Raw genomic sequence first — 23,205 nt, 5'->3', positions numbered from 1 at the left:
CCGCGCGCACGTGCGTCAGTTACTTCGGCTGCATCCGGATCGCGCCGTCGAGGCGAATCACTTCGCCATTCAGCATCGGATTGTCGAAGATCTGCTTGACGAGCATCGCGTACTCATCCGGTTTGCCGAGACGCGAAGGAAACGGCACCATCGCGCCGAGCGCATCCTGCACTTCCTGCGGCATGCCGAGCAGCATCGGCGTTTCGAAGATACCCGGCGCAATCGTCATCACGCGGATCGCGTTGCGCGCGAGGTCGCGTGCGAGCGGCAGCGTCATGCCCGCCACACCCGCCTTCGATGCCGCATACGCCGCTTGCCCGATCTGCCCGTCGAATGCCGCCACCGATGCCGTGTTCACCACCACACCGCGCTCACCGTTCGCGTTCGGTTCGTTCTTCGACATCGCCGCAGCCGCGAGCCGCGTCGTATTGAATGTGCCGATCAGGTTGATCGCAATGGTGCGCGAGAACGAGTCGAGCGGATGCGGACCGTCCTTGCCGACGGTTTTCACCGCCGGTGCGACACCCGCGCAATTGACGAGGCCGCGCAGCGTGCCGAGCTTCGTCGCGGCTTCGACGGCCTGGATCGCGTCGTCTTCACGGGTTACGTCGCATTTGACGAACACACCGCCGAGTTCCTGGGCGAGCGCGGTACCTGCCGCTTCGTTCAGATCGGCGAGCACGACCTTGCCGCCCTGTGCGACGAACAGGCGCGCCGTTGCCGCGCCGAGGCCCGATGCACCGCCGGTGATCAGGAATACGTTGTCACGAATCTCCATCTTGCTCTCTCCTTTGTATATGCCTCATGGGCAGTCGTATGAGGGGGCTCGTGGCCTGCTGCCGGCATGCGGCAGCAACGTTTGCCGTGACCTCACACCAGCACCTCAAAGAAAAAACGCCGCGGGCACGAAGCCGGCGGCGCACGCGCGACAGCCGCTCGATGCGCGGCCGCCGCGTTATTTCAGCGCGTCGAACACGCGTGTGCGGATGTCATCGACGCTACCCAGCCCGGAGATCCGGCGATACGCCGGCGCATTCAGACCGCTCTCGGCGCCGCGCTGCGCCCAGCCGTTGTAGTAGTCGATCAGCGGACGGGTTTGTGCGACGTACACGTCGAGCCGCTTGCGCACGGTCTCTTCCTTGTCGTCCTCGCGCTGGATCAGCGGTTCGCCGGTAATGTCGTCGACGTTCTCGACTTTCGGCGGATTGAACTTGACGTGATATGTGCGCCCCGATGCGGCATGCGAGCGACGTCCGCTCATGCGCACGATGATCTCGTCGAACGGCACGTCGATTTCCAGCACGTAGTCGATTGCGACGCCGGCGTCTTTCATCGCTTCGGCTTGCCGCAACGTGCGCGGAAAACCGTCGAACAGATAGCCGTTCACGCAGTCCGGCTCGAGCAGACGTTCCTTGACGAGATTGATGATGAGTTCGTCCGACACGAGTTCGCCGGCATCCATGAAGCGCTTTGCTTCGACACCGAGCGGCGAACCGGCCTTCACGGCGGCGCGCAGCATATCGCCGGTGGAAATTTGCGGAATGCCGAATTTTTCCTTGATGAAGGTGGCCTGGGTTCCCTTGCCCGCACCGGGAGCGCCCAACAGGATCAAACGCATTTGATATCTCCAGATCTATGTGAATTCTGTGCGGCCTATCGCTTGAGCGGCCCGAGCGGACTGCGCGGCGTGAGCGCATCCGCTCGTTTTGTTCGTGAATTGCGGGGCAAGCGGCATTGGGCTTTTATCGAACCGTTAACGGCACGTCTCGCGCAGCACGCATCGCTTCGTGTGAAACGGGCGGCGCTGCAAGACGGGGCACGGTACGGCAGGCAGTGCGAAAGCCGAACGAACGACGATTACCGGATGGGTCGCGCAACCGCCCGATTATGCCATGGGTTTTTCGACGCCCGAGGCGAATAGCTCGCGTACGCGGGCCAGGTCGGCCGGGGTGTCGACGCCCGGCAGCGGTACGTCCTGCGTGATCAGCACCGCGATCCGTTCGCCGTGCCACATCGCACGCAACTGTTCGAGCGCTTCGACCTGTTCGATCGGCGATAGCGTGAGCGACGGGTAGGTGCGCAGGAATTTCGCGCGATACGCATACAACCCGATATGCCGGTAGACCACAGCCGGCGCAGGCGGCGCGGGCATTGCCGAGAGATCGGGCCAGTGCGATTGCCACGCGTCGCGTGCCCACGGGATCGGTGCGCGCGAGAAGTACAGTGCCACGCCACGCGCATCGGGCACGACCTTGACGACGTGGGGGCTGAAGATTTCAGCGGGGTCGTGAATCGGATGCGCGGCCGTGGCGATCGCGCATCCGTCACTCGCGGCGAGATGTGAAGCCACACCGCGCACCAGTGCGGGATCGATCAGCGGTTCGTCGCCCTGCACGTTGACGATGATCGTGTCGTCGCTCCAGCCGAACTGCGTGGCGACTTCCGCGAGACGATCGGTGCCGGACGGATGATCGGCGCGTGTAAGCACCGCTTCGATGCCGTGGGCATACGCGGCATCGAGTACTTCCTGTGCGTCGGACGCGATCAGCACCTGTCGCGCGCCCGCTTCGCGCGCGCGTTCGGCCACGCGCACGACCATCGGTTTGCCGCCGATGTCCGCGAGCGGCTTGTTAGGCAGACGCGTCGACGCAAGTCGCGCGGGGACGACGGCAATGAAGGGCGGCGTAGAGGTAGCGTTGGGCATCGCGAGGAGGGCGGCGGAAGGGACCGGAAACGGAAGCCGCAGGAAACGCAGCGGCTGAACGGTGAAGTGCTATGCCGGCAGGCGGGTGTGAGACTGTCGATGTGAGGCCGGTGTGACCTCACACCCGCGACCGGCGAGTGACACGACTCAGGTGCCGGCGCCCGGTTGAAGCGGCTCGACGGGCGTGCCTTCTACCGTTTGACGCGCTTCGTCGACGAGCATGACCGGGATGCCGTCGCGGATCGGATACGCGAGCTTGTCTGCGTGGCAGACGAGCTCCTGCGCGGCACGATCGTAGCTGAGCGGGCCCTTACAGATCGGGCAGACAAGAATTTCAAGCAGGCGAGCGTCCACGGAGTTTCTCCACAACCAGAGCGATGAGGCGATGATCGAGCGCGGCTTCGACTGGAACAACCCAGATCCGCGCGTCGTGCCAGGCTGCCAATTTTACCGCATCCTTTTCGGTGATCAGGATTGAGTCGGCATCGGCATCGACGAACGGGTTGCTGCTGAACGCATAGTGATCGGGCAGCGCGCGCGTGGCCGGTGTGAGACCGGCGGCCCGCAGTGTCGCGAAGAAGCGCTCGGGTGCACCGATTCCCGCGGCGGCCAGCACGCGGTTGCCGGCGAACTGCGCGAGCGGCCGGCGCAGTTCGGGACTGTCGAGATGCCACGCATCGCCGGGTGTGAGCACGAGCGGCCAGGTATTCGGCCATGGCGGCAACGCGCGCTCGTACGGATTGTTGATCAGCGTTGCATCGCGCCTGCGCGACAACGGTTCGCGCAGCGGACCGGCGGGCAACAGAAAGCCATTGCCGCCAAGCCGGTGATCGAACACGACCAGCTCGACATCGCGCGCGAGACGATAGTGCTGCAGGCCGTCGTCGCTGACGATCACGTCGACATCGGGGTGCGCCGCGCATAGCGCCAGCGCGGCCGCGACGCGGTCGGGACAGACCCACACCGGTGCGCCGGTGCGGCGGGCGATCAGCAGCGGTTCATCGCCGGCATCGGTGGCGAGCGATGCCGGTGTGACCTGCGTCGGTTCCTTGATTCTCGCGCCGTAGCCGCGCGACACGACGCCGGGCACAAAGCCGGCGGCACGCAGTGCATCGACGAGTGCGATCACGGTCGGCGTCTTGCCGGTTCCACCCACGGTGACGTTGCCGACCACCACGACCGGCACGCCGACGCGCACGGCCTTGCGCCAGCCGAGCGAGAACGTCGCACGTCGTGCGCCGGCAATGGCGCCGAACAGACAGGCAAACGGTGTGAGCGCCCAGGCGAGCGGGCCGCGTTGTTGCCATTCGCGCGCGAGCTGCGCTTCGATACGGGCTTTCAATCCGCTCATCGAGAGGCAGGCGGGAGCAGTGCGATGTGCGGTGCACACATCGCGGGCATGGATGACGCGATCCACAGATAAGACATCGACGCGATTCTCCAGGCAATCAGGATCAAAAAGACACAAGCGGGTTGCTACGAAAAGCGCGGGCAGCGAGTGCGCATGCCACAGGTGTTGTTCGCCGCCCGCCCGGCATCCGCGTGGAACGCCCGGGACCCGGCACTCTAGCGCGCGGGCGTCGTATGCGGCAAGTCGCATGGGCCGGGCCGTCACCACGGTTTTGCATTGAGCACACGTAGCCCGCCTGTGGATAACTTTGTGGAGAAGTCGCCCTGTGACGCCCGGGAAAGGCCGTGTAGAAAGCCCCGGATCGACTTCAATGCACAATAGGTAGATAAAAAACCCATGCAAATCAAATAGATGCCACGAACTCATGAGCGTTTGCGCGGTGTCGGGTCCAGCGTTTGCGCAGCCGGCCCGCCGTGTGGACACATGCGGCATTTTATGCGGCAGGGCTGGACGGCGCGAGCCGCCCGGACTATCGTCTGTCGGCTGTCCGAACGCTCCTTTTGGCTTTTCCTCTGATCATTCCTCGCATGAATTCCGATAGTTCCTTTTCATCGTCGCTGCCCGCTGGCGGCGATGCGGTCGTGCCGGTGTCGATGCTCAATCGCGCGATCGGCACGTTGCTCGAACGCTCGTTTCCGCTCGTCTGGGTGTCGGGCGAGGTGTCGAATTTCACGCGCGCCGCGAGCGGCCACTGGTACTTCTCGATCAAGGATGCGCAGGCGCAGATGCGCTGCGTGATGTTCCGCGGCCGCGCACAGCATGCCGAATTTACGCCGCGCGAAGGCGACCGCATCGAAGTTCGCGCGCTCGTCACGATGTACGAACCGCGCGGCGAACTGCAACTGAACGTGGAGGCGGTGCGTCGCACGGGGCAGGGACGGCTCTACGAAGCGTTCCTGCGTCTGAAGGCGCAACTCGAGTCGGAAGGGCTCTTCGATGCGAGTCGCAAACGCGCGTTGCCTGCGCATCCTCGTGCGATCGGTATTGTCACGTCGCTGCAGGCCGCCGCCTTGCGCGACGTACTGACGACGCTCACACGACGCGCGCCGCACGTGCCGGTGATCGTGTATCCCGCACCGGTGCAAGGCGTGGGAGCGAGTGCGAAGCTTGCATCGATGGTCGAGGCAGCGAACGCGCGACGCGAAGTGGACGTGTTGATCGTCTGCCGCGGGGGGGCTCGATCGAAGACCTGTGGGCGTTCAACGAAGAAGTCCTGGCGCGCGCGATAGCCGCGAGCGAACTGCCGGTGGTGAGCGGCGTCGGACACGAAACCGATTTCACGATCGCCGATTTCGCCGCCGATCTGCGCGCTCCAACGCCGACCGGTGCCGCCGAACTCGTCAGCCCGCAGCGTGCGCTGTTGCTGCGCGATCTCGGCCAGCGGCATGAGGCGCTGGCGCGCAGCTTCGATCGCACGATGGAGCGTCGCGCGCAGCAACTCGACTGGCTGTCGCGGCGACTCGTTTCGCCGGCGGAACGGCTCGCGCGGCAACGGACACACCTGCAGCAACTCGGCGTACGTCTGGCTTCGGCAGGCGCGCGACCGGTGCGCGATGCACAAGCGCGTTTTGCGCTGGTGCAGATGCGCTGGCAACGCTGGCGTCCCGATACGGCCACCCATCGCGCGACGCTGCAGCGGCTCACGCAGCGGCTCGACGATGCATTGTTACGGCAGCATGAACGGCATACGGCGCGCGTGGCCACGCTCGCTGCACGGCTCGATGTGCTCAGCCCGCAACGCACGCTCGAGCGTGGCTATGCGGCGTTGCTCGACGGGCAAAGCGGACGCGCCGTGCGCGCGCCTTCAGCATTGAAGCCCGGCCGGCGCTTCACGGTGCATCTTGCCGACGGTACGGCTGACATTGCCCTCGCCGATGTGCAGCCACGTCTTACCGATGGTTTCTGACGACGCTTTCATCTGCCGCACTTTTGACCTCGCTGCATCGCTGTGTGGGCATTCATTACGGCGCTTACGCAGCACGTTGCATGCCGCATCCGCGCGATGCCGATCATAAAGGCCGCTGGTTTGCGGGGTTATTCCAAGTCGCCTACAATCGAGTGCTCTACAGCGTCATCCGCGAACTCCCCCCACAAACAGATAGAAGGAAAGCACCATGGCACATACCCTCCCGCCGCTGCCGTACGCCGAAGACGCCCTCGCACCGCACATCTCGCTAGAAACAATTCAGTTCCACTACGGCAAGCATCATCAGACCTATGTGACCAACCTGAACAATCTGATTCCGGGTACGGAGTTCGAGAACCTGTCGCTTGAAGATATCGTGAAGAAGTCGTCGGGCGGCATCTTCAATAACTCGGCACAGATCTGGAATCACACGTTCTTCTGGAACAGCCTGTCGCCGAACGGTGGCGGTGCACCGTCGGGCGCGCTGGGTGACGCAATCAATGCCAAGTGGGGTTCCTACGACGCGTTCAAGGAAGCGTTCACGAAGACCGCTATCGGCACGTTCGGCTCGGGCTGGGCATGGCTCGTGAAGAAGGCAGACGGTTCGCTCGACCTCGTGTCGACGAGCAACGCCGCTACGCCGCTCACCACTGACGCGAAAGCACTGCTGACGATCGACGTATGGGAACACGCGTACTACATCGACTATCGCAATGCGCGTCCGAAGTTTGTCGAGGCATTCTGGAACGTCGTGAACTGGGACTTTGCAGCGAAGAATTTTGCGTAAGCAGGGTGCGGTTGTAGCGTGACGGTGTAGCGCTCGAACGTGCAATAAAGCTGGACACGCAGTAAGAACGAAAGCCCTCATTGATGAGGGCTTTCTGCTTTCTGGCGCTCGCATTATTTGTTGTTGTTTGCTGTCCACGAGCCATAACCATTTCGGGGTCTCGTCCCCAAGATCGATTGTTTGTCGCTGGATCGGAACGGGTATGAAATACGGCCTGTGATGACTCAGACGACGGGCAAAAACGTGGAAACGACGAGCATTCTGGACGACGGGAAAGCGATAGCTGTCAGGTTTAGCGACGGCATCGAGCGGCGCTTTCACGCCATATGGCTGCGAGACAACGCAAGCGATGCATCGACCCGGGCGCAGGGCAACGGTCAGCGGCTGATTACGCTCGGCGATATTTCGCCGGACACACGGGTTGCCTCCGCTTCGATTGACGGGAAGGCCGTCTGGGTGACCTTCCGGCCCGGCAATCAGGAGATTGCTTACGACATCCAGTGGCTCGCTGCGCATGCGTACGATGGATTGCGCCCCCAGGCACCGGGCTGGACCGCTACGGAAATCGAAACGTGGGATGCGGACCTCGCCCAGAACGTTCCGTGCGCCGATTTCACTGAGGTTGGCCGCAGCGAGGACGCACTCGGCGACTGGCTCTACGATATCCGCCGTTACGGTTTTGCCAAGCTGGCAGGCGGCCCCGTGAAACCCGCCGCGCTCCTCGAAGTCGTCGACCTGTTCGGCTATGTCCGCGAAACCAACTACGGCAAGATCTTCGAGGTGCGCACGGAAGTTAACCCGAACAATCTCGCGTTCACGGGGCTGGGCCTGCAGGCGCATACCGACAACCCCTATCGCGATCCGGTGCCGACGCTACAAGTGCTCTACTGCCTCGAAAACTCGGCGACCGGCGGCGAGAACATGGTGGTAGACGGATTTCGCGTCGCTGAGCGTTTGCAGCAGGAAAGCCCACGAGGTTTCGATCTGCTGACGCGCTACTGCGCACGTTTCGAATACATCGGCAGTGCCGGTGTTCATTTGCGCTCGCGTCGTCCGATGATCGAGTTGATGCCCGACGGCGAACTCGTCGGTGTGCGTTTCAACAACCGGTCGGCCAGCGCCATCGTCGATGTGCCTTATGACGATATGGACGATTACTACCGCGCGTATCGCCGCATGGGCGAGCTGATCGATTCACCCGACATGCAGGTGGCTTTCAAGCTGCAACCAGGCGAATCCTTCATCGTCGATAACACGCGCGTTCTGCATGCGCGTCGCGGCTATTCGGGCGAGGGTTCCCGCTGGCTGCAGGGATGCTATGCGGACAAGGACGGGTTGCTGTCGAAGCTGGCGGTCATCGAGAAACAAAGGGAGCACGCGTGATGACGACTCCGATCAAACAGACGCTGGATGTCGACAACATCGTTGCGTTTATCGGCGATATTTTCGCGCGACGCGGCGGCGAGGAATACCTCGGTGAAGGTGTGACGATGGCCGAGCATATGCTCCAGGCTGCGCATCTCGTCGAACAGAACGGCGAAAGCGATACGGTGATCGTGGCGGCGCTCCTGCATGACATCGGCCATTTCACGAGCGAATTCGGCGCGTTCTCGATGAGCGACACGAAGGACAACTATCACGATGCGGCTGGCGCCGTCGTGGTCGAGCAATTCTTTCCTCGCGCCGTGACCGATTGCGTTCGTCTGCATGTCGCCGCGAAGCGTTATCTGTGTGCCGTCGATCCCGGTTACTTCGCGAAACTGTCGCCGGCATCCGTGCATTCGCTACGGCTTCAGGGCGGTCCGATGACGGATGAGCAGGTAGCACGCTTTAGCCAGAACCCGAATCTCGCGGATGTGATCAAGGTTCGCCTGGCGGACGATGCGGGGAAGGTTACCGGTGCGAGCACGCCCGACTTCGCGCACTACGCGCCATTGGTGCAACGGCTCGTGGACGCGCATTGTATGAGGTGAACGCGGCCGGTGGTGGAAGATAAAACCCAATTGATTTCGTTTGATTCGGAGTCGATTGGGTAATTGCGTTTATATATTTTAATTGCGAAAATAATAATAAAAATCCATTCGATGTCATTGCGCTGACATGAAGCGTGAATAATATATTTGATATTCCATGTAAATATCGGAATGTTTATTGACGCCCATTGGAGCACGAATTCTTCGTGTTCTATCGATGCGAACCCAACGTGCTGTAGAGGCTTTGTAGCGATCGTATGCCGCACCCCTGTGCTTCGATAGCAGCCGTTCCGCGTGAGGCGCAGGGCATTGGATTGCCGCTCTCGTCAGATATTTTTGGATCGAATAGCCAGATGACTGACAGGCTGGTGCTCATCCATTGAATCTGTCCATATCCAGTATCCCTGCAATTCAACCTGAATCGGTATTCCGGAGAAAAATCATGAAAAATTATTGGATGAATTATTTGAAATTCGCTGCCGCCGGTCTCCCGGCGCTTGGTATGGCGAATCTGCTCGGCATGAACGCGGCGTGGGCCGAACCGTCGGCGCAGCTGATCGCTGCCGCAAAGGCAGAAGGCCAACTGACCTTGATGGGACTGCCGCGTGATTGGTGCAACTACGGCCAACTGGTCGACGACTTCAAGGCGAAGTACGGACTCAAGGTCAGCGTATTGAATCCCGACGCAGGGTCGGGCGACGAAGTCGAAGCGATTCGCGCGAACAAAGGCAACAGCGGGCCGCAAGCGCCGGACGCCATCGATGTTGGCCTGTCCTTCGCACCCAAAGCGAAAGCGGAGGGTCTGCTCGCTCCGTACAAGGTGGCGACGTGGAACACCATTCCCACAGAGGCAAAGGATGCCGATGGCTACTGGTACGGCGACTACTATGGCGTGCTCTCGTTCGAGGTGAACGCCGATCTCGTCAGCAAGATTCCCACTGACTGGGCCGATCTGCAGAAATCCGATTACTCGAGTTCAGTGTCGCTGGCAGGCGATGCGCGCGTGTCCAATCAGGCGATTCTGGGCGTATTCGCAGCAGGCCTGTCGCGCGCGCACGGCGACGTCGCAAAGGCGGGCGACGCGGGCCTGCAATACTTCGCGGAGTTGAACAAATCCGGCAACTTCGTCCCGGTGATCGGCAAGGAATCGACGCTCGCGCAAGGCACGACGCCGATCCTGATTCGCTGGGACTACAACGCGCTTGCCGATCGGGACTCGCTGAAGGGTAATCCGAAAGTGCAGGTCGTCGTGCCGAAGACCGGCGTGGTTGCCGGCATGTACGCGCAGGCGATCAGCGCCTATGCGCCGCATCCGAATGCTGCGAAGCTCTGGATGGAATACCTCTATTCCGACAAGGGCCAGTTGACCTGGTTGAGCGGCTATTGCCATCCGATTCGCTTCAAGGACCTGACGGCGACCCACAAGATTCCCGCCGATATGATGGCGAAATTGCCGCCCGCGGCCGCATATGAAAAAGCGGTATTCCCGACCCTTGACCAGCAGGATGCGTTCAACGCGATCATCACGAAGCGCTGGGATCAGGTCGTCGGCGCGAACATCAAATGAGTCGCACAACTGGGGTGGCGAAAAGCCGGATCTATCCTTGACCGCGCTGCTCGGTGCGAACGACCTTTTCATGTAACGTACCGGGCTAATACGACTTCACGGTTGCGAGCCACTCATGAACAAGCCGACTACGGGTCTTCCGCCTCTCGAATGGGTTCGCGTGTTCGAGGCGGCCGGACGCCTCGGAAGCTTTACGGCAGCGGCCAACGAACTGGGTTTGACACAGGCGGCCGTCAGTCAGCGCATCAAGAATCTCGAGGCGCGACTCGGCGCGCCGTTGTTCGACCGGCGGGCTCGCGGAGTTGTGCTGTCGATGCAAGGCGAGGCGTGGCTGCCGCACATCCAGGCGGCGTTCGGTCAGTTGCTGGGCAGCACCGTCAATCTGTTCGAGTCGCCGCGACAGAAAATTACCATCGCGGCTTCCGCGTCGGTGATTACGCTCTGGATCGCGCCGCGACTGCCGGCGATTACTGCCGCACTGCCCAATGTCCAGCTGACGTTTGAAACCGTACAGCGGCTTCCCGACTATGGCCTTGCGGAGGCGGACTTCGAGATTCGTTTCGGTGACGGCGTGTGGCCCGAACGTCGCGCGAAGCGGCTCTTCAGGGAAGAACTTGCACCGCTTGCTGCTCCGGCGCTGACTGGAAAGAAAAAACGCGGCTGGGAACACCTGCCGCTTATCGCGACTTCCGGGCCTCGGGTGGGCTGGCGCGACTGGTGTGCAGTCAACGGAACGCAGTTGCCTGCCGTACCGTCGCTGCGATTCGATACGTTCGTGCTGGCGCTGCATGCTGCCGAAGCCGGCGCAGGCGTACTGCTCGGCTCACTGCCGCTGTGTCAATCGGCGCTTGCGGCAGGTCGCCTCAAGCGCCTGACGTCGAACGCGCTCGCGATGGATGGCACCTACTGGATCACCTGGCCCGCGACCATGCCGGACTATGCGGAGCACCGGACGTTGATCGATTGTCTGACTGAAGCGTAGCGGTATGCGTCGTGAGGCCATCGACATCCGGTCGATGGCCTCACGTAACAAGCACGGACGTCTTGTGTGAAGACGTCAGCCAAGCCTAGTGAACCGTCTCAGGCGCTAACGAACTGCTCGGCAGCAGGCTCGTGATCCAGCAGTTGCTCGGCGCCGTTTTCCCCGCGAAACGATCGTACAGCCACGGCAACATCCCCACTGCCCACACGGCAGCCGTAGCCGCGTGTTCGAGCGGATATTCGGTGTACACGACAGGTGTGCCGCTCGCACAGAACTTTTGCGCGAGCGCGCGCACATCCGTGGCAAGCATGACGCCGTCGCCGAACTGCAAAGGATTCGAACCGTTGAGAATGCCCAGATAACCTTGACTCATGTACATCGGAATCGTCGGCGATCCAGCGAGCCCGGCGTTCACGACGTTGGCGTACTTCACGTAGGCCGGAATGCTGTTGATGTCGTTGGCGTACTGCGGCTTCAGCAACGTCGCCCACTGTAGCCCGAGGTACTTCGGCAGGATGTAGGCCAGCGACTGGTTCTGGATATCGTTGAACACCGCCAGCCCCTGATCGTTGAGATAGGGCGTGAAGTCGATGTTGTACGCGCGTCCCAGACCGACGAGCGCCGCCGGCGCAACGCCACCCCAGACAATGCTGCCGTTCACGTAGTGGAGGTTGTGGGCGGGATCGACCAGTATTCCGCCTTCCGCGGCACCGACGAGCAGCTTGTTGATATCAGGCGCGTAGGTTGGCGCAAGCTGCGCGGCCCAGTCGGTACCGATCGCTCCACCCGAGTAGCCGATGATCGCAACCTTCGTAGCAGGGCTCAGGCCGGTGGAAGGTGTGTTGATCGCGGCGCGAATCGAATCGAGGGTCGTCATGCCGTATTCCGGGCCGGCTGCGAAATCAGCGGTCTGACCTTCGGTGTCGGGCACGATCAGGTTGTAGCCGAGCTGCAGCAGCAGGGCGAGCGGAATGGATTCCGCACTGTAGATGAAGCTCCCCAGATTGATGATCTTGCTGATGTCCTGATCTCCAGCGATGACCTTCGACGGTTCATCGTAGGGATTCAACGAGTCGTAGGCCGACTGGTAGGAGATTGCCTGGCCGTTGCTGGCCGGGCTCTGGATAACCGACGTCACATTGACGACGGGCTGGTTCTGCGCGTTGTTCGTGCGGTACAGCAGTTGTTGCGCGGTGACCGGCGTCGCAATTCCCGCGACGTGATAGGGCACGGTCCGCGTCTTGAGCACGGTACCCAGCGGGATCGAGGATAGCGGTGTGCTGCCGGTGTAGGTATAGAACGGATCGGTTGCGGCTACGGTAACCGGAGCCGCAACCGCCAGCGTCGTTGTCACCGCTGCCGCAACGGCTGCGAGTAAGCGAAGTTTCAGGCCCATACGATGACTCTCCTGGATGGAGCCGGCGATCTTTTCATGGTCCGCCCCCACGCATCCGTTATCGCGATAGCTTGGGTACGGGCGTCGCCGACATAAGCAGGCCGATCCGGGTAGCCGGAGATAACCTGCTGGATTGGGTGTACTCGGGATTGACTCAGTCGTGCTGTGGGGTACGACAGGTGTTGCGTCAGAAATCGGGGGGCGCCATCGCTCGTCTCCTCGTAGTTTTGGAATCCTATTTATCAAGCATATTTAATATTTCGCAACTGCCACTGGCTTACTCATTTAAGCACACAGCACGAGTTTTTACCGCCGTTTGGAGCTAAAAGCCTAATCGGATAACAAGCTAATTTTGAGATGCCGAGGGTTATCGCATTGCGGTGTTGGCGACGTCATAGTGGAAGGGTTTCAGCCGTTTCGAGTGCATCATTTGTGGCCGCCGGAAGGAGATTTTTTGAGTATTATCTGGCGCAGGAGTTTCTACAAAACCCCGTAATGAAACACAGAAGATTCAGGACCACCGAGCCATGACGAGAGTCACAGCACCCCGTTCGAACACAACGGTCTCCATTGCCTCGCTTAAACCGCGTGCGGTACTCCTCGTCTGCTTTGTCGGCTCCATGTGGATGGTCTGGGCGGTCTCGGCGGCTTTGCCGTTTCTGAACCTGGCACAGTATGGTGTCGTGCCTCGCACATTTCGCGGTCTCGTCGGTATTCTGTTCGCACCGTGGTTGCATGCCAACCTCGCGCACCTGATGGCGAACACGGGCGCCCTCGTCGTGCTCGGCTGGCTTTGCATGTGGCCGCGCATCGCGGAGTTCTGGCAAGCGACACTCGCCGGTATGCTCGGCGCCGGCGCGACTGCGTGGCTGCTCGGCGCACCGGACACGGTGCATATCGGCGCGAGCGGGCTCGTGTTCGGCTACGCCGGTTACCTCGTCGCACGCGGGTGGTATACGCACAGCGTCTTTTCTATTGTGGTCGCGCTGTTTGTCGCGGGCGTTTATGGCGTTAGCGTGCTGTCCGGCGTGTTGCCGCTCACGCCGGGCATTTCCTGGCAGAGCCATCTTGGTGGAGCGCTAGGCGGTATTCTTGCGGCGCGCATCGCCGCACGCGTGCGGCGCTCCGGCTGACTGCACACTCGCAGGGTCGCTTTTCTGATGCGAAAGGGATCGGACACAGGGCAGTTTCGCTCTCTGCGAACAGGCCAATCCACGCATTGAAGATAAAAGCACCGTCAACCTGGCTGACGGGAATAATAAATCAGTAATCCATATGTATTGGATAAGCTGGAAATCTAAAGCGATCCTCAACTCCGACATCGGTCGACCGAAAATATCGAGACGTGGCCTCGCGATAAAAGATTCGTTTAACTAATTTAAATCTAAAAAACGACCTGAATATCGCACGAGTTGGCCTCAAATAATCCCACTATTTGCAATGCCGTTCCAGGGGAAAAACCTAATGTCTGACCAAACCTTACCCGTGCATATTTGAACGAAATATTCATAGGTGGATTCAGCATAAATCTTACCAGGAGACATGATGAAAATTTTGGTCAATCAAAAGCGGCGCAAGCTGCTGAAGTTAGGGGGCGCGGCTGCCATCCTTCCGGTTGCAGGACATGCCGGCGCCGCCACCAGCTCTCCATCCGGTACAACCGGTGATCCCTCCGCATTCCCCACCGATTCAGCTTCCCTTTCAATATCGTCAGATTCATCGCTTGTATCCCCCGATCAGGCGCTGCTGTTCAACTACGACACGCCCGCGGTCGAATCGAGCATCCAGTTTCAGGGCTTGCCCGTCGGCAACGGACGTCTGGGTGCGATGTCGGGCGGCGCCAGCGACCGCGAAGCGCTCTACCTGAACGAAATCACGTTGTGGTCGGGCAGCAAGAACGTCGTCGATCTTGCCTACACGACGACGGGAATGGGCAGCTACCTGACGCTCGGCAAGCTCTACATCGATCTGCCCGGTCACGCCGGCGCGACGAACTACCAGCGTTCGCTCGACATCAGCAATTCGATCGTGCGTACGCAGTACAGCGTCGGCGGCAGGAGCTATAGCCGCGAGATCTTCAGCAGCTTTCCCGACAACGTGATCGTGATTCGTCTCGCGTCTCATGGCGGCACGTATAACGGCACGATTTCCCTTGTCGACGGACAGGGCACGCAGACCGTCGGCGAATCGAACCAGGCGCTGTCGTTCTCCGGTGCGGTGAGTGGCAGCGGTGAACTGTACTCAACCTACATGGCCGTCGTGCCGGATGCGGGTACTGCGACGCTCAATGCGGCCACTGCGCAGATCACACTCCAGGGTTGCCCGGCGCTCACGATCATCGTGGCGGCCCGCACCGACTACAACGGGCGTTACGTCGACAATTACCTGAACGGTGTCAGTCCGCGCGACACCGTGATCGCCGATGTGAAAAGCGCAGCGGGCAGGCGTTACCGCGACCTGCTCGAGCGTCACGTGCGGGACTACCGCGCGCTGTTCGGACGCATGGACCTCAATCTCGGCAGATCGACCGATGCGCAAAGAGCGCTGACGATTCCGGAGCGGCTGGTGGCGCGTCAGGCTAACCCCACCGTGGCCGATCCCGAACTCGAAGCGATGTATGTGCAGTTCGGACGCTACCTCACGATCTCGTCGTCGCGCGGCTCGCTGCCTGCGAATCTGCAAGGCTTGTGGAGCACCACGAACAACCCGCCGTGGATGGCCGACTACCACACCGATATCAACATCGAGATGAATTACTGGCTGGCCGATCGCGCCGGTTTGCCGGAGTGCCAGCAACCGTTCGTCGATTACGTCACCGGACAGTTGCCGTCGTGGCAGCAAAACACCCTGAATCATTTCAACGATGCCGCGAACGTGAATTACAGCAATTCGGACGGCAAGGTGGCGGGCTGGACCGTGGCGATTTCGACGGGCATTTACGGTTCGGTTGGCTGGGACTGGAGTCCGCCTGCGAGCGCCTGGTATTGCCGCACGCTGTGGAATCACTACCAGTACACGCTCGACAAGGCGTATCTCGCGAGAATCTATCCCGTCATGAAATCGGCCTGCGAATTCTGGCAGGCACGTCTGATCAGGGACCCGGTATCGGGCCTGCTCGTCGACGACAAGGACTGGTCGCCGGAGCAGGGGCCGCACCAGCAGCTCGGCATCACGTTTGCGCAGGAACTCGTCTGGGATCTGTTCACCAACTACGGAACAGCTAGCGGACTGCTCGGCAAGGATGCCAGCTTCGCGCAAACCATCGCGGGTCTGAAATCGCAACTCTATCTGCCGAAGGTAAGCCCGACGACCGGGCAGCTACAGGAGTGGATGGACGACAGCATCGTCGGCGAGGTGGGGCATCGACATCTCTCGCCGCTGATCGGCTGGTTCGAAGGCGAGCGGATCACGCTCGATAGCGACCCGAAACTCGTCGCCGGTGTGAAGGCACTGCTCACCGCGCGCGGTTTCGATTCGTTCGGTTGGGCGCTTGCGTGGCGCATCGCGTGCTGGGCGCATTTCCACGACGGCGCAACCAGCTATTCGATGATCCCGAAGTTGCTGCGTTATTCGGAGGGCAACGACGGTATCGACGGTACGTTTGCCAACATGTTCGATGCGTACGCGCTGTCGAGCAACTCGTCGGCGTTCCAGATCGATGCGAACTTCGGCGGGCCGGCAGCGATTCTGGAAATGCTGCTGCAAAGCAGGATGGATCGCATCACGGTGCTGCCCGCGCTGCCGTCGCAATGGGGCACGGGGCATGTCACCGGGTTGCGCGCGAAAGGTGGCTTCTCGCTGGATCTGAAGTGGAGCCGCGGCGCGCTGTCGTCGGTCAAGCTCACCAGCGTGGGTGGCACACGAACCACCTTGCAATACGGCAGCGTGGTGCGAGCCGTAACGGTGCGAGAAAACGGCACGGCAACATTCGACGGCAACCTGCGGCCGCTTTCGTGAACCACTAGTGAGTCACTAACGGGCCGCAAGGCCCGTAGCAAAACATCGTATCGGTGCTTACCGGGAAGCCCCCGGTTTCATTCAACCAAGGAAAATCATGAAAACCCTGAGTCGCACGCAGGTGTATCTGCTTTTCGTGAGCGTCTTGATGGTCTTCGGCCTGGTCGCCTGCGGCGGCGACCAGAATTCCACCGAGGCGGCAAGCGCCCTGAAGGCCGTGGCTAACACGGCCACATCGGCTGCATCGGCCGCAGATGCGCTCTCGCAACGAGGAGGCGCACCGGCGCAAAGCACGATCGCATTGCCGCCGATGGGCTGGGCATCGTGGAATGCGTATGGCTGCACCGTCACCGAAGATCTGGTGAAGACAGCCGCGGACGTGATCTCCGATGGTTTGAAGAAAGATGGCGCGCTGAAGAAAGCGGGCTACAGCTATATCAACGTCGACGATTGCTGGTTCGCGCCATCGCGCGACGCGCAGGGCAACCTGGTCGCCGACCCCGTCAAGTTCCCGAGCGGCATCAAGGCGCTGGCTGCCTACGTGCACGCTCGCGGCCTGAAGTTCGGCATCTACGAAGTACCCGCGGCCGAAACCTGTGCCCAGCGCAATAACCTGTACCCAGGACACACCACCCCGATGGGCAGCCTTGGGCACGAAGTTCAGGATGCCAACACGTTCGCCTCATGGGACGTTGACTACGTGAAGTACGACTGGTGCTCGCCGGACGGCACGGTCGACGATCAGGTCGCGGGTTTCCAGATGATGCGCGATGCACTGAACAGCGCGGGGGCCGCAAAGAATCGACCGATTGTCTACAGCATCAATCCGAACAGTTTCCACGTCGACAAGACGGGACGTTCGTATGACTGGGGCCAGGTGTCGGATCTGTGGAGAAGCACTGAGGACATCACGTACGACACGGGCACGCCGGGCCATCAAAGCACGCCCGATTTCTCCCGAATCGTGAACCAGAATTTCTACGGCAATCTGTTTCCGGAAGCGCAGCACACTGGCGTCTATAACGATGCGGACATGATGCTTGCCGGGTTCGGTCTGACGGCTGCGCAGGATCAAACGCACATGAGCTTGTGGGCGATTTCGGGTGCGCCGCTTATCCTGGGTCTCGACCTGACGACGCCGGTTAGCGCAGCAACGATGGCGACACTGACCAACCCCGAAGTGCTGGCCGTCGATCAGGACGTACGCGGTATGCAGGCAATTCGTGTCGCAGAGCCGCGCGACGGTCTGGGTGTGTGGGCCAAGCTGCTGTCCGGCCAGGGTCGTCGTGCGGTGGTCCTGCTCAACACGACGGGGACCGCGGCAGCGATCACGGTGAACTGGGCAGACCTCGGACTGAACCCCGCCGCTTCAGCCAGTGTCCGCGACATCTGGGCACACCAGGATCTCGGTTCGCACGCGTCCAGCTACACGGTCGCCAATGTACCCGCGGGCGGCTCCGTCATGCTGACGATCGCCGGTACAGACGATGCATCGAAAGTCGAGCCGGCCACACCCGAGAAGCACGAAGCCGGCGTAGCACGCTATACGCTGAACGCGACCAACGGCGGGTACATCGACGTCGACTACCAGAACACAGGGAAATCCGCGCTGAAGGTGCCGTTGATCCTCAACGAAAGCGTCCTCACGACGATTACGCTTCCCGTTACCAGCGGAAACGCGCAAGGCAGAATCACGCTGTACATGCCGTTCCAGCCGGGCAGCAACAAGTTGACGTTCGTGCTCCCCAACCCGGGCCGTCACGCACCGACTGTCGGCAAGGTGACGTTGATCGCCGGTCCGCAACCTGCATTGCCGCCGGTCATCTATGCGGCAGCAGACCCGGCCAATACCGTCCAGGACGCGTCGGTGGCGGAGTGCAACATCTGCAGCGGTAACGAGAAGATCGGCAATCTCACCAACTCGGATTCGAGCCTGCAGTTCAACAACGTCGTTGCTGCCGCCGATGGACAGTACGCGGTTCCCGTCGTGTACATCAGCGCGGATGACGGTGGCGGTGCGCCTCGCGCGTTGAATGTGAGCGTGAACAACGGGCCGCCGGTTGCCGTGCAGTTTCCGGGTGAAGGCACCTGGGACTTCCCGATCCTGTCGAGCGTTCAGGTCGTGGTGCCGCTGAAAGCCGGCACGAGCAACACGATCAAGTTCTCCACGATACCCGGCAACTACGGTCCCGATCTGGATGGCCTGGGCCAGGCAGCCAAACAGTAAGACGGTGTGTGACGAATCGATGCCGCCGGGTTGCCGGGTTGGATCGGCGGCATCGCATAGATAGCGATCTATAACGATCCATGGAGACAGGCATGAAGAATCTCTTGATGCGGATTGCGCTGCCGCTGGTACTGGCTGCGAGCGCGGTCCAGGTATCCGTCGCCGCCGACACGGTTGCTCAGCCCGATACCACCGCAACGACAGCGGCAGCGTGGCAAAAAGGCTCGCGTTTCCGGCATGACGAAGTCGCGGTTCTGTTCGTGATGGGGCAGAGCAATAGCGCGGGTCTGAACGGTCTACCCGCCAGTTTTGTGTTGACCGGTGCCGCGGCTCCGGGGGCCGGCAGTGGTGCAATGTCCGCGCCCAACGTTTGGGGTATTCGTAACGACGGGTGGGGGAATATCACCGGTAATGCCGACGGGTCGGGACCTTCATTTACACAACCGATCTCCACCATCGATCACGTGTCCTGGGTGAACTGGACCGACAGCACGTCGTCCGACATGAACCTCGGCTACTACGGCGGCAGCGGAAACGCCGCGAATTTCGCGGCCTATGCGTGGCAGTCGGCGATCAACGCGGGCGAGCCGCTGCCCGATCTGTACATCATTCATATCGGCTGGGGCAGCCAGGGTGTGGACGTCGCGGACGATGCATTCAGCGGCTGCTGCGACTGGACCGTGCATGGCGTCAATCTCTGGCAACCGATGCTCGATGCGACCAAAACCCCGACCTGGGCGCTTGCTCCGTTTGCGCGCCGCATGATGTACCTCGGGCTGAAGCAGATTCTCGCGACCGGCAAGAAGCCGCGCGTTCTCGGTCTCGAGTGGAATCAGTGGGAAGCGGAAGCTGCGCCGCTGAACTCCGCCGGGAATGCGACGACGATCGGTCGCGCACCGCAAAACTACGCTCATCTGTTCAGCAGCTTTTTTGCGTCGGTAGGTTCGGCGTTTCCAGTGATGATCGTGAAGCCGCTATCGACTGCGTACGACAACGTCACCAATGGGGCCGCGCCTTATAACCCCGCGGCGCTCGCGTCGATGCAAAAGGTGTTCGGCGGTTTTGTCGATGCGGATGCACGCGTCTTCAGTTTCGTCGATGCGTCGCAGTCACCCGACTGGAACGGCCAGGGACCGGGCTTCGGTATTTTCCAGGGGGGCTCGCTGGGCGGTGGGGATGGCAGCGTGCACTACAACCTCGATACGCAGAAGTGGTTCGGCGAACAGGCGATCGCGGCATGTCTCGGCGTCGCGAGATCGTGCGGGCCGCGCATTGCAGCGCTTCCGCGACGGTTACCGAATTGAGCGCAGATCACGCTTCAACGAGTCTATGAGGTAGCGACAGCGAAAGCTCCCCGAGGTGGGAGCTTTCGTTTTTTGTTGAACATAGTGAGTGCCTGAAAGGCGCATCAGCTGCCGAAATACAGCGAGCAGAAGCTCACCGGTCCAACACACGACGCACTGTGATTTGCGCTGCTCATCGGCGCGCGCGTACCGCTACTGCTGGCACCCGACGCCGCCGCGCCGACACCGCTCGTATCCTGCGCCTTCATCTGCGCGACCTGATGCGCGTAGATCGGACTTACGTCGGGATACGACGCATCGGTGACGAAACGCAGCCCGTCGTTTTCGGCCTGAATCAATTCCTGGCGGACTTCGGCACGGGTCTTTTCCTGTGCGAAAGCGTTCGTGAATACGCCGCTCGAAGCGATGGCAACGAAGGACACGGCGATAAGAGAGAGCTTGTTCATTTGGAACTCCTGAGTGGTGAGGGACGACTGCTGTGTTCATAGCCGTAAACCTCACCACACACGCCGATATTCCCGCGATTAGAAAAAACTTTAACGATGCCGCGCGTGAGCAGGCTGGCATCGCGCGACCGCACGAGTGCACAGAAAATATCGACGACAACGGGGAATAAGAGCGAACGTCAGGTGTTGTACGTCGCAATCAGCGCGATGAGCGCCCTACGAGCGCTGCATGGAAAGATGAAGCCGATCGTTACGCCGTGCGTTCGATGCTGACCGCACCAACCGGCCTTTTCGCCGGGACGAACGGCAACGGAAACCAGCGCGCCGCCAGCTTGAGCGTGCTGACCGATCCACCTACTGCAAGCAGGATCGGAATCAGCAGATCGTGATTGACGCGCGTGAACTCGAGAATCAGAACGACGGCGGTAATCGGCATCTGCATCGACGCGGCAAGGAACGCGGCAGCGCCAACGATAGCGAACGCGCCCGGTTGCATGCCAGGCCAGATCTGATTCAGCAAACCTGCAATCACCAGCGCGAACAGTGCGCCGATTGCAATTCCAGGCGTAAGCAGGCCACCTTCGGCGCCGCTGCGCAGACTGCTGCTGGTGATGACGACCTTCAGCACGAGCAGTATCGCCGCTAGCCCGACTGTGAGGTGGCTGTCGAAGCTGAGCCCCGCCGGTCCTTTGCCGTTACCGAGCAGTTGCGGCCACGACATCGCAAGCAAGCCGATCACAGCGAAGTTGAGTATCGTCAGAACCGGCAGCCGCCAGTCTTTCGGTGCGAGTGCGCGTGCCCGGCTCGTCAGACGCGTAAAGCCATACGCTGCGAGTCCGAACAGCGGTCCGCATACCACCGACGACACCATCAGTTGTGCGGTCAGCGTGAACTGCGGCACCTGGTACTGGTGCTCGTTGCCCAGACCGATCCACGCGACGACTGCTGCAATCGCGGAGGTCGCGAGAGCCGGCACGACAACGGCCCAGTCGAACGTGCAGAGCAGGACTTCGAGCACAAACACCGCGCCACCGAGCGGCACGTTATAAACCGCCGCGAGACCGGCTCCGGCACCGCAGGCCACCATGATCTGCCGGTCTCTTACCGAAAGCCCGGCGCGTTGCGCCAGCCAGGCTGCCCACACCGAGCCGATTTCGCGCGGTGCAACTTCGCGGCCGAGCGGCGACCCCATTGCCACGGTGATGATCTGCAGCAGTGCGTGGATGGTCGTGCTGACACCCGGCATGCGCGGGTTATCGCTTTTCACGGCCTGCCGGATGCTGACGAGCGGGCGGCCGAAACGATACAACGCCCACCATCCGAAACCCGCAATCAACCCGCACACCGTCAACACGAGCAACCGCCGCAGCGGCACCGTATCGGTCACGCCTTCGAGGAAGCTTTCCGTACTGATCATGTGCGCCACGCTGTAGCCGTAGGCGACGTGCTGGATTGCATGCAGCAGGAGCGCGAGCGCCATGCCGCCGATGCCAGCGCCCACGCCCGTCAGAACGGTGACCACGGCAAATCTCACGAGCGAACGAGGTGCCTCCGCGGGTCCCGTGCGACGATCGATCTCGGCTGACATGTTGTGGCTCCCGGTATAGGTGGACATTGAGTCGCGGCTGACGGAATCGTAACTCCCATCTGGCCGGATTCTTTGCCCTGAATACTATTCCGCAGCGCAACATGATTCAAATTGTTTATTTGAATCAATTGATGCGTGTTTTGAATATACCGGGGGCCACACGTCTTCTGATGGCAACTGCGGGGTGCTTCACGGCGTCGTCTTAAGTTGCCGGCCCAGTCAACATCGCCGTAGCCGCTGAGTCCGGCAGCGCATGCCGCGAACTCAACACATCGTCGATCAATCCATATTCCTTCGCCGCCGCGGCCGACATGAAGTTATCGCGATCCGTGTCTTTCGCGATCGTTTCGATGCTTTGCCCGGTGCGTTCGGCGAGTATCGAGTTCAGCCGTTGGCGCTGATAGAGCACTTCGCGCGCCTGGATGTCGATATCGGCGGCCGTTCCCTGGCTGCCACCCGACGGTTGATGGATCAGGATCCGCGCGTTCGGCAGCGCGTAGCGCTTGCCGCGCTGGCCGGCCGCGAGAAGAAACGAGCCCATGCTCGCGGCGAAGCCGGTACACAGCGTGGCCACTTCGGGCTTGATAAACTGCATCGTGTCGTAGATCGCCATACCGTCGTAGACTGAACCGCCAGGCGAGTTGATGTAGAAAGAGATGTCCTTGTCGGGGTTTTCGGATTCGAGGAACAGCAACTGCGCGACGATCAGGCTCGCCGATTGATCGTTCACCGGACCGACCAGAAACACGATGCGCTCGCGTAGCAGGCGCGAATAGATGTCATAGGCGCGCTCGCCGCGGCCGGACTGTTCGATGACGGTCGGCACAAGGCCGAGCCCCGAGAAACCGGGGGGCGGGGGATGGAAGGGCATGCGTTCCTCGCAGTGAAAGAGTGGCCCTGCGCCAGAAAGAAAGTAAGGTGGCGCGAGGTCCTAATCGCATGACGCAAGGGCGAGAC

The 23,205-nt window shown here is 61.2% G+C and carries 18 protein-coding genes and 1 pseudogene; 10 read left to right on the top strand and 9 right to left on the bottom strand.

Annotated features, from left to right (window positions below; translation table 11 throughout):
- Positions 1–19: 19 nt before the first annotated feature.
- From FNZ07_RS29625 to lpxK, 5 genes are all read right to left on the bottom strand, one after another.
- Positions 20–778 (bottom strand): 3-hydroxyacyl-CoA dehydrogenase, encoded by a 759-nt coding sequence (locus FNZ07_RS29625; RefSeq protein WP_091011203.1) that lies wholly within the window; start codon positions 776–778, stop codon positions 20–22.
- A 177-nt stretch (positions 779–955) separates the two neighbouring features.
- Positions 956–1,618, bottom strand: coding sequence for an adenylate kinase (adk, locus tag FNZ07_RS29620; protein ID WP_091011204.1), 663 nt, complete (start codon positions 1,616–1,618; stop codon positions 956–958).
- 267 nt (positions 1,619–1,885) lie between these two features.
- Positions 1,886–2,704, bottom strand: a complete 819-nt coding sequence (gene kdsB / locus FNZ07_RS29615; protein WP_091011205.1) for a 3-deoxy-manno-octulosonate cytidylyltransferase — start codon at positions 2,702–2,704, stop codon at positions 1,886–1,888.
- A gap of 147 nt (positions 2,705–2,851) precedes the next feature.
- Positions 2,852–3,058: a Trm112 family protein gene (locus tag FNZ07_RS29610; RefSeq protein ID WP_091011206.1), complete on the bottom strand. Its 207-nt coding sequence runs from the start codon at positions 3,056–3,058 to the stop codon at positions 2,852–2,854.
- Positions 3,039–4,055, bottom strand: a complete 1,017-nt coding sequence (lpxK, locus tag FNZ07_RS29605; RefSeq protein WP_091011207.1) for a tetraacyldisaccharide 4'-kinase — start codon at positions 4,053–4,055, stop codon at positions 3,039–3,041. The genes FNZ07_RS29610 and lpxK overlap by 20 nt, the downstream gene beginning before the upstream one ends.
- A gap of 587 nt (positions 4,056–4,642) precedes the next feature.
- Between lpxK and xseA the strand changes: the two are divergent.
- From xseA to FNZ07_RS29575, 6 genes and pseudogenes are all read left to right on the top strand, one after another.
- Positions 4,643–6,021, top strand: a pseudogene (xseA, locus tag FNZ07_RS29600) (exodeoxyribonuclease VII large subunit).
- A 208-nt stretch (positions 6,022–6,229) separates the two neighbouring features.
- Entirely contained in the window at positions 6,230–6,808 is a 579-nt protein-coding gene (gene sodB, locus FNZ07_RS29595; protein WP_091011209.1) for a superoxide dismutase [Fe], read from the top strand.
- A 219-nt stretch (positions 6,809–7,027) separates the two neighbouring features.
- Positions 7,028–8,191 carry a 2-trimethylaminoethylphosphonate dioxygenase gene (tmpA, locus tag FNZ07_RS29590; protein WP_091011210.1) on the top strand — a complete coding sequence of 388 codons (1,164 nt, stop codon included), beginning with the start codon at positions 7,028–7,030 and terminating at the stop codon, positions 8,189–8,191.
- Positions 8,191–8,781, top strand: coding sequence for a (R)-1-hydroxy-2-trimethylaminoethylphosphonate oxygenase (tmpB, locus tag FNZ07_RS29585; RefSeq protein WP_091011211.1), 591 nt, complete (start codon positions 8,191–8,193; stop codon positions 8,779–8,781). The genes tmpA and tmpB overlap by 1 nt, the downstream gene beginning before the upstream one ends.
- 502 nt (positions 8,782–9,283) lie before the next feature.
- Entirely contained in the window at positions 9,284–10,348 is a 1,065-nt protein-coding gene (locus FNZ07_RS29580; RefSeq protein WP_245811467.1) for an ABC transporter substrate-binding protein, read from the top strand.
- Between the two features lie 115 nt (positions 10,349–10,463).
- A complete protein-coding gene (locus tag FNZ07_RS29575) occupies positions 10,464–11,330 on the top strand; it encodes a LysR substrate-binding domain-containing protein (RefSeq protein ID WP_091011213.1) in 867 nt (288 codons plus the stop codon).
- Between the two features lie 85 nt (positions 11,331–11,415).
- Here the strand turns inward: FNZ07_RS29575 and FNZ07_RS29570 are convergent, their stop codons facing one another.
- On the bottom strand, positions 11,416–12,726 hold the full coding sequence (locus tag FNZ07_RS29570; protein WP_091011214.1) for a lipase family protein: 1,311 nt from the start codon (positions 12,724–12,726) through the stop codon (positions 11,416–11,418).
- A gap of 527 nt (positions 12,727–13,253) precedes the next feature.
- On the opposite strand from FNZ07_RS29570, the gene FNZ07_RS29565 reads away from it, so the two are divergent.
- The 4 genes from FNZ07_RS29565 (at position 13,254) to FNZ07_RS29550 (ending at position 20,214) form a co-directional block, all read left to right on the top strand.
- Entirely contained in the window at positions 13,254–13,859 is a 606-nt protein-coding gene (locus FNZ07_RS29565) for a rhomboid family intramembrane serine protease (protein ID WP_091011215.1), read from the top strand.
- Between the two features lie 409 nt (positions 13,860–14,268).
- Positions 14,269–16,683, top strand: a complete 2,415-nt coding sequence (locus FNZ07_RS29560) for a glycoside hydrolase family 95 protein (protein WP_091011216.1) — start codon at positions 14,269–14,271, stop codon at positions 16,681–16,683.
- 97 nt (positions 16,684–16,780) lie between these two features.
- The gene (locus FNZ07_RS29555) at positions 16,781–18,910 is read left to right on the top strand and encodes an alpha-galactosidase D (protein WP_091011217.1); all 2,130 of its coding nucleotides are present in this window, start codon (positions 16,781–16,783) and stop codon (positions 18,908–18,910) included.
- 92 nt (positions 18,911–19,002) lie between these two features.
- The gene (locus tag FNZ07_RS29550; RefSeq protein ID WP_091011218.1) at positions 19,003–20,214 is read left to right on the top strand and encodes a hypothetical protein; all 1,212 of its coding nucleotides are present in this window, start codon (positions 19,003–19,005) and stop codon (positions 20,212–20,214) included.
- 104 nt (positions 20,215–20,318) lie between these two features.
- Here FNZ07_RS29550 and FNZ07_RS29545 read toward each other — a convergent pair whose 3' ends face one another.
- The 3 genes from FNZ07_RS29545 to clpP all read right to left on the bottom strand — a co-directional run bounded on the left by FNZ07_RS29545 (position 20,319) and on the right by clpP (position 23,119).
- On the bottom strand, positions 20,319–20,660 hold the full coding sequence (locus FNZ07_RS29545; RefSeq protein ID WP_091011219.1) for a DUF4148 domain-containing protein: 342 nt from the start codon (positions 20,658–20,660) through the stop codon (positions 20,319–20,321).
- A gap of 250 nt (positions 20,661–20,910) precedes the next feature.
- Positions 20,911–22,248 carry a chloride channel protein gene (locus tag FNZ07_RS29540; RefSeq protein ID WP_091011220.1) on the bottom strand — a complete coding sequence of 446 codons (1,338 nt, stop codon included), beginning with the start codon at positions 22,246–22,248 and terminating at the stop codon, positions 20,911–20,913.
- 202 nt (positions 22,249–22,450) lie between these two features.
- Positions 22,451–23,119: an ATP-dependent Clp endopeptidase proteolytic subunit ClpP gene (clpP, locus tag FNZ07_RS29535; protein WP_091011221.1), complete on the bottom strand. Its 669-nt coding sequence runs from the start codon at positions 23,117–23,119 to the stop codon at positions 22,451–22,453.
- Positions 23,120–23,205: the final 86 nt, after the last annotated feature.

It is taken from the genome of Paraburkholderia megapolitana, from assembly GCF_007556815.1.
Lineage (GTDB): Bacteria > Pseudomonadota > Gammaproteobacteria > Burkholderiales > Burkholderiaceae > Paraburkholderia > Paraburkholderia megapolitana.
Note: the sequence above shows the minus strand (reverse complement) of the source record. Positions and strands in the feature narration are given on the sequence as shown.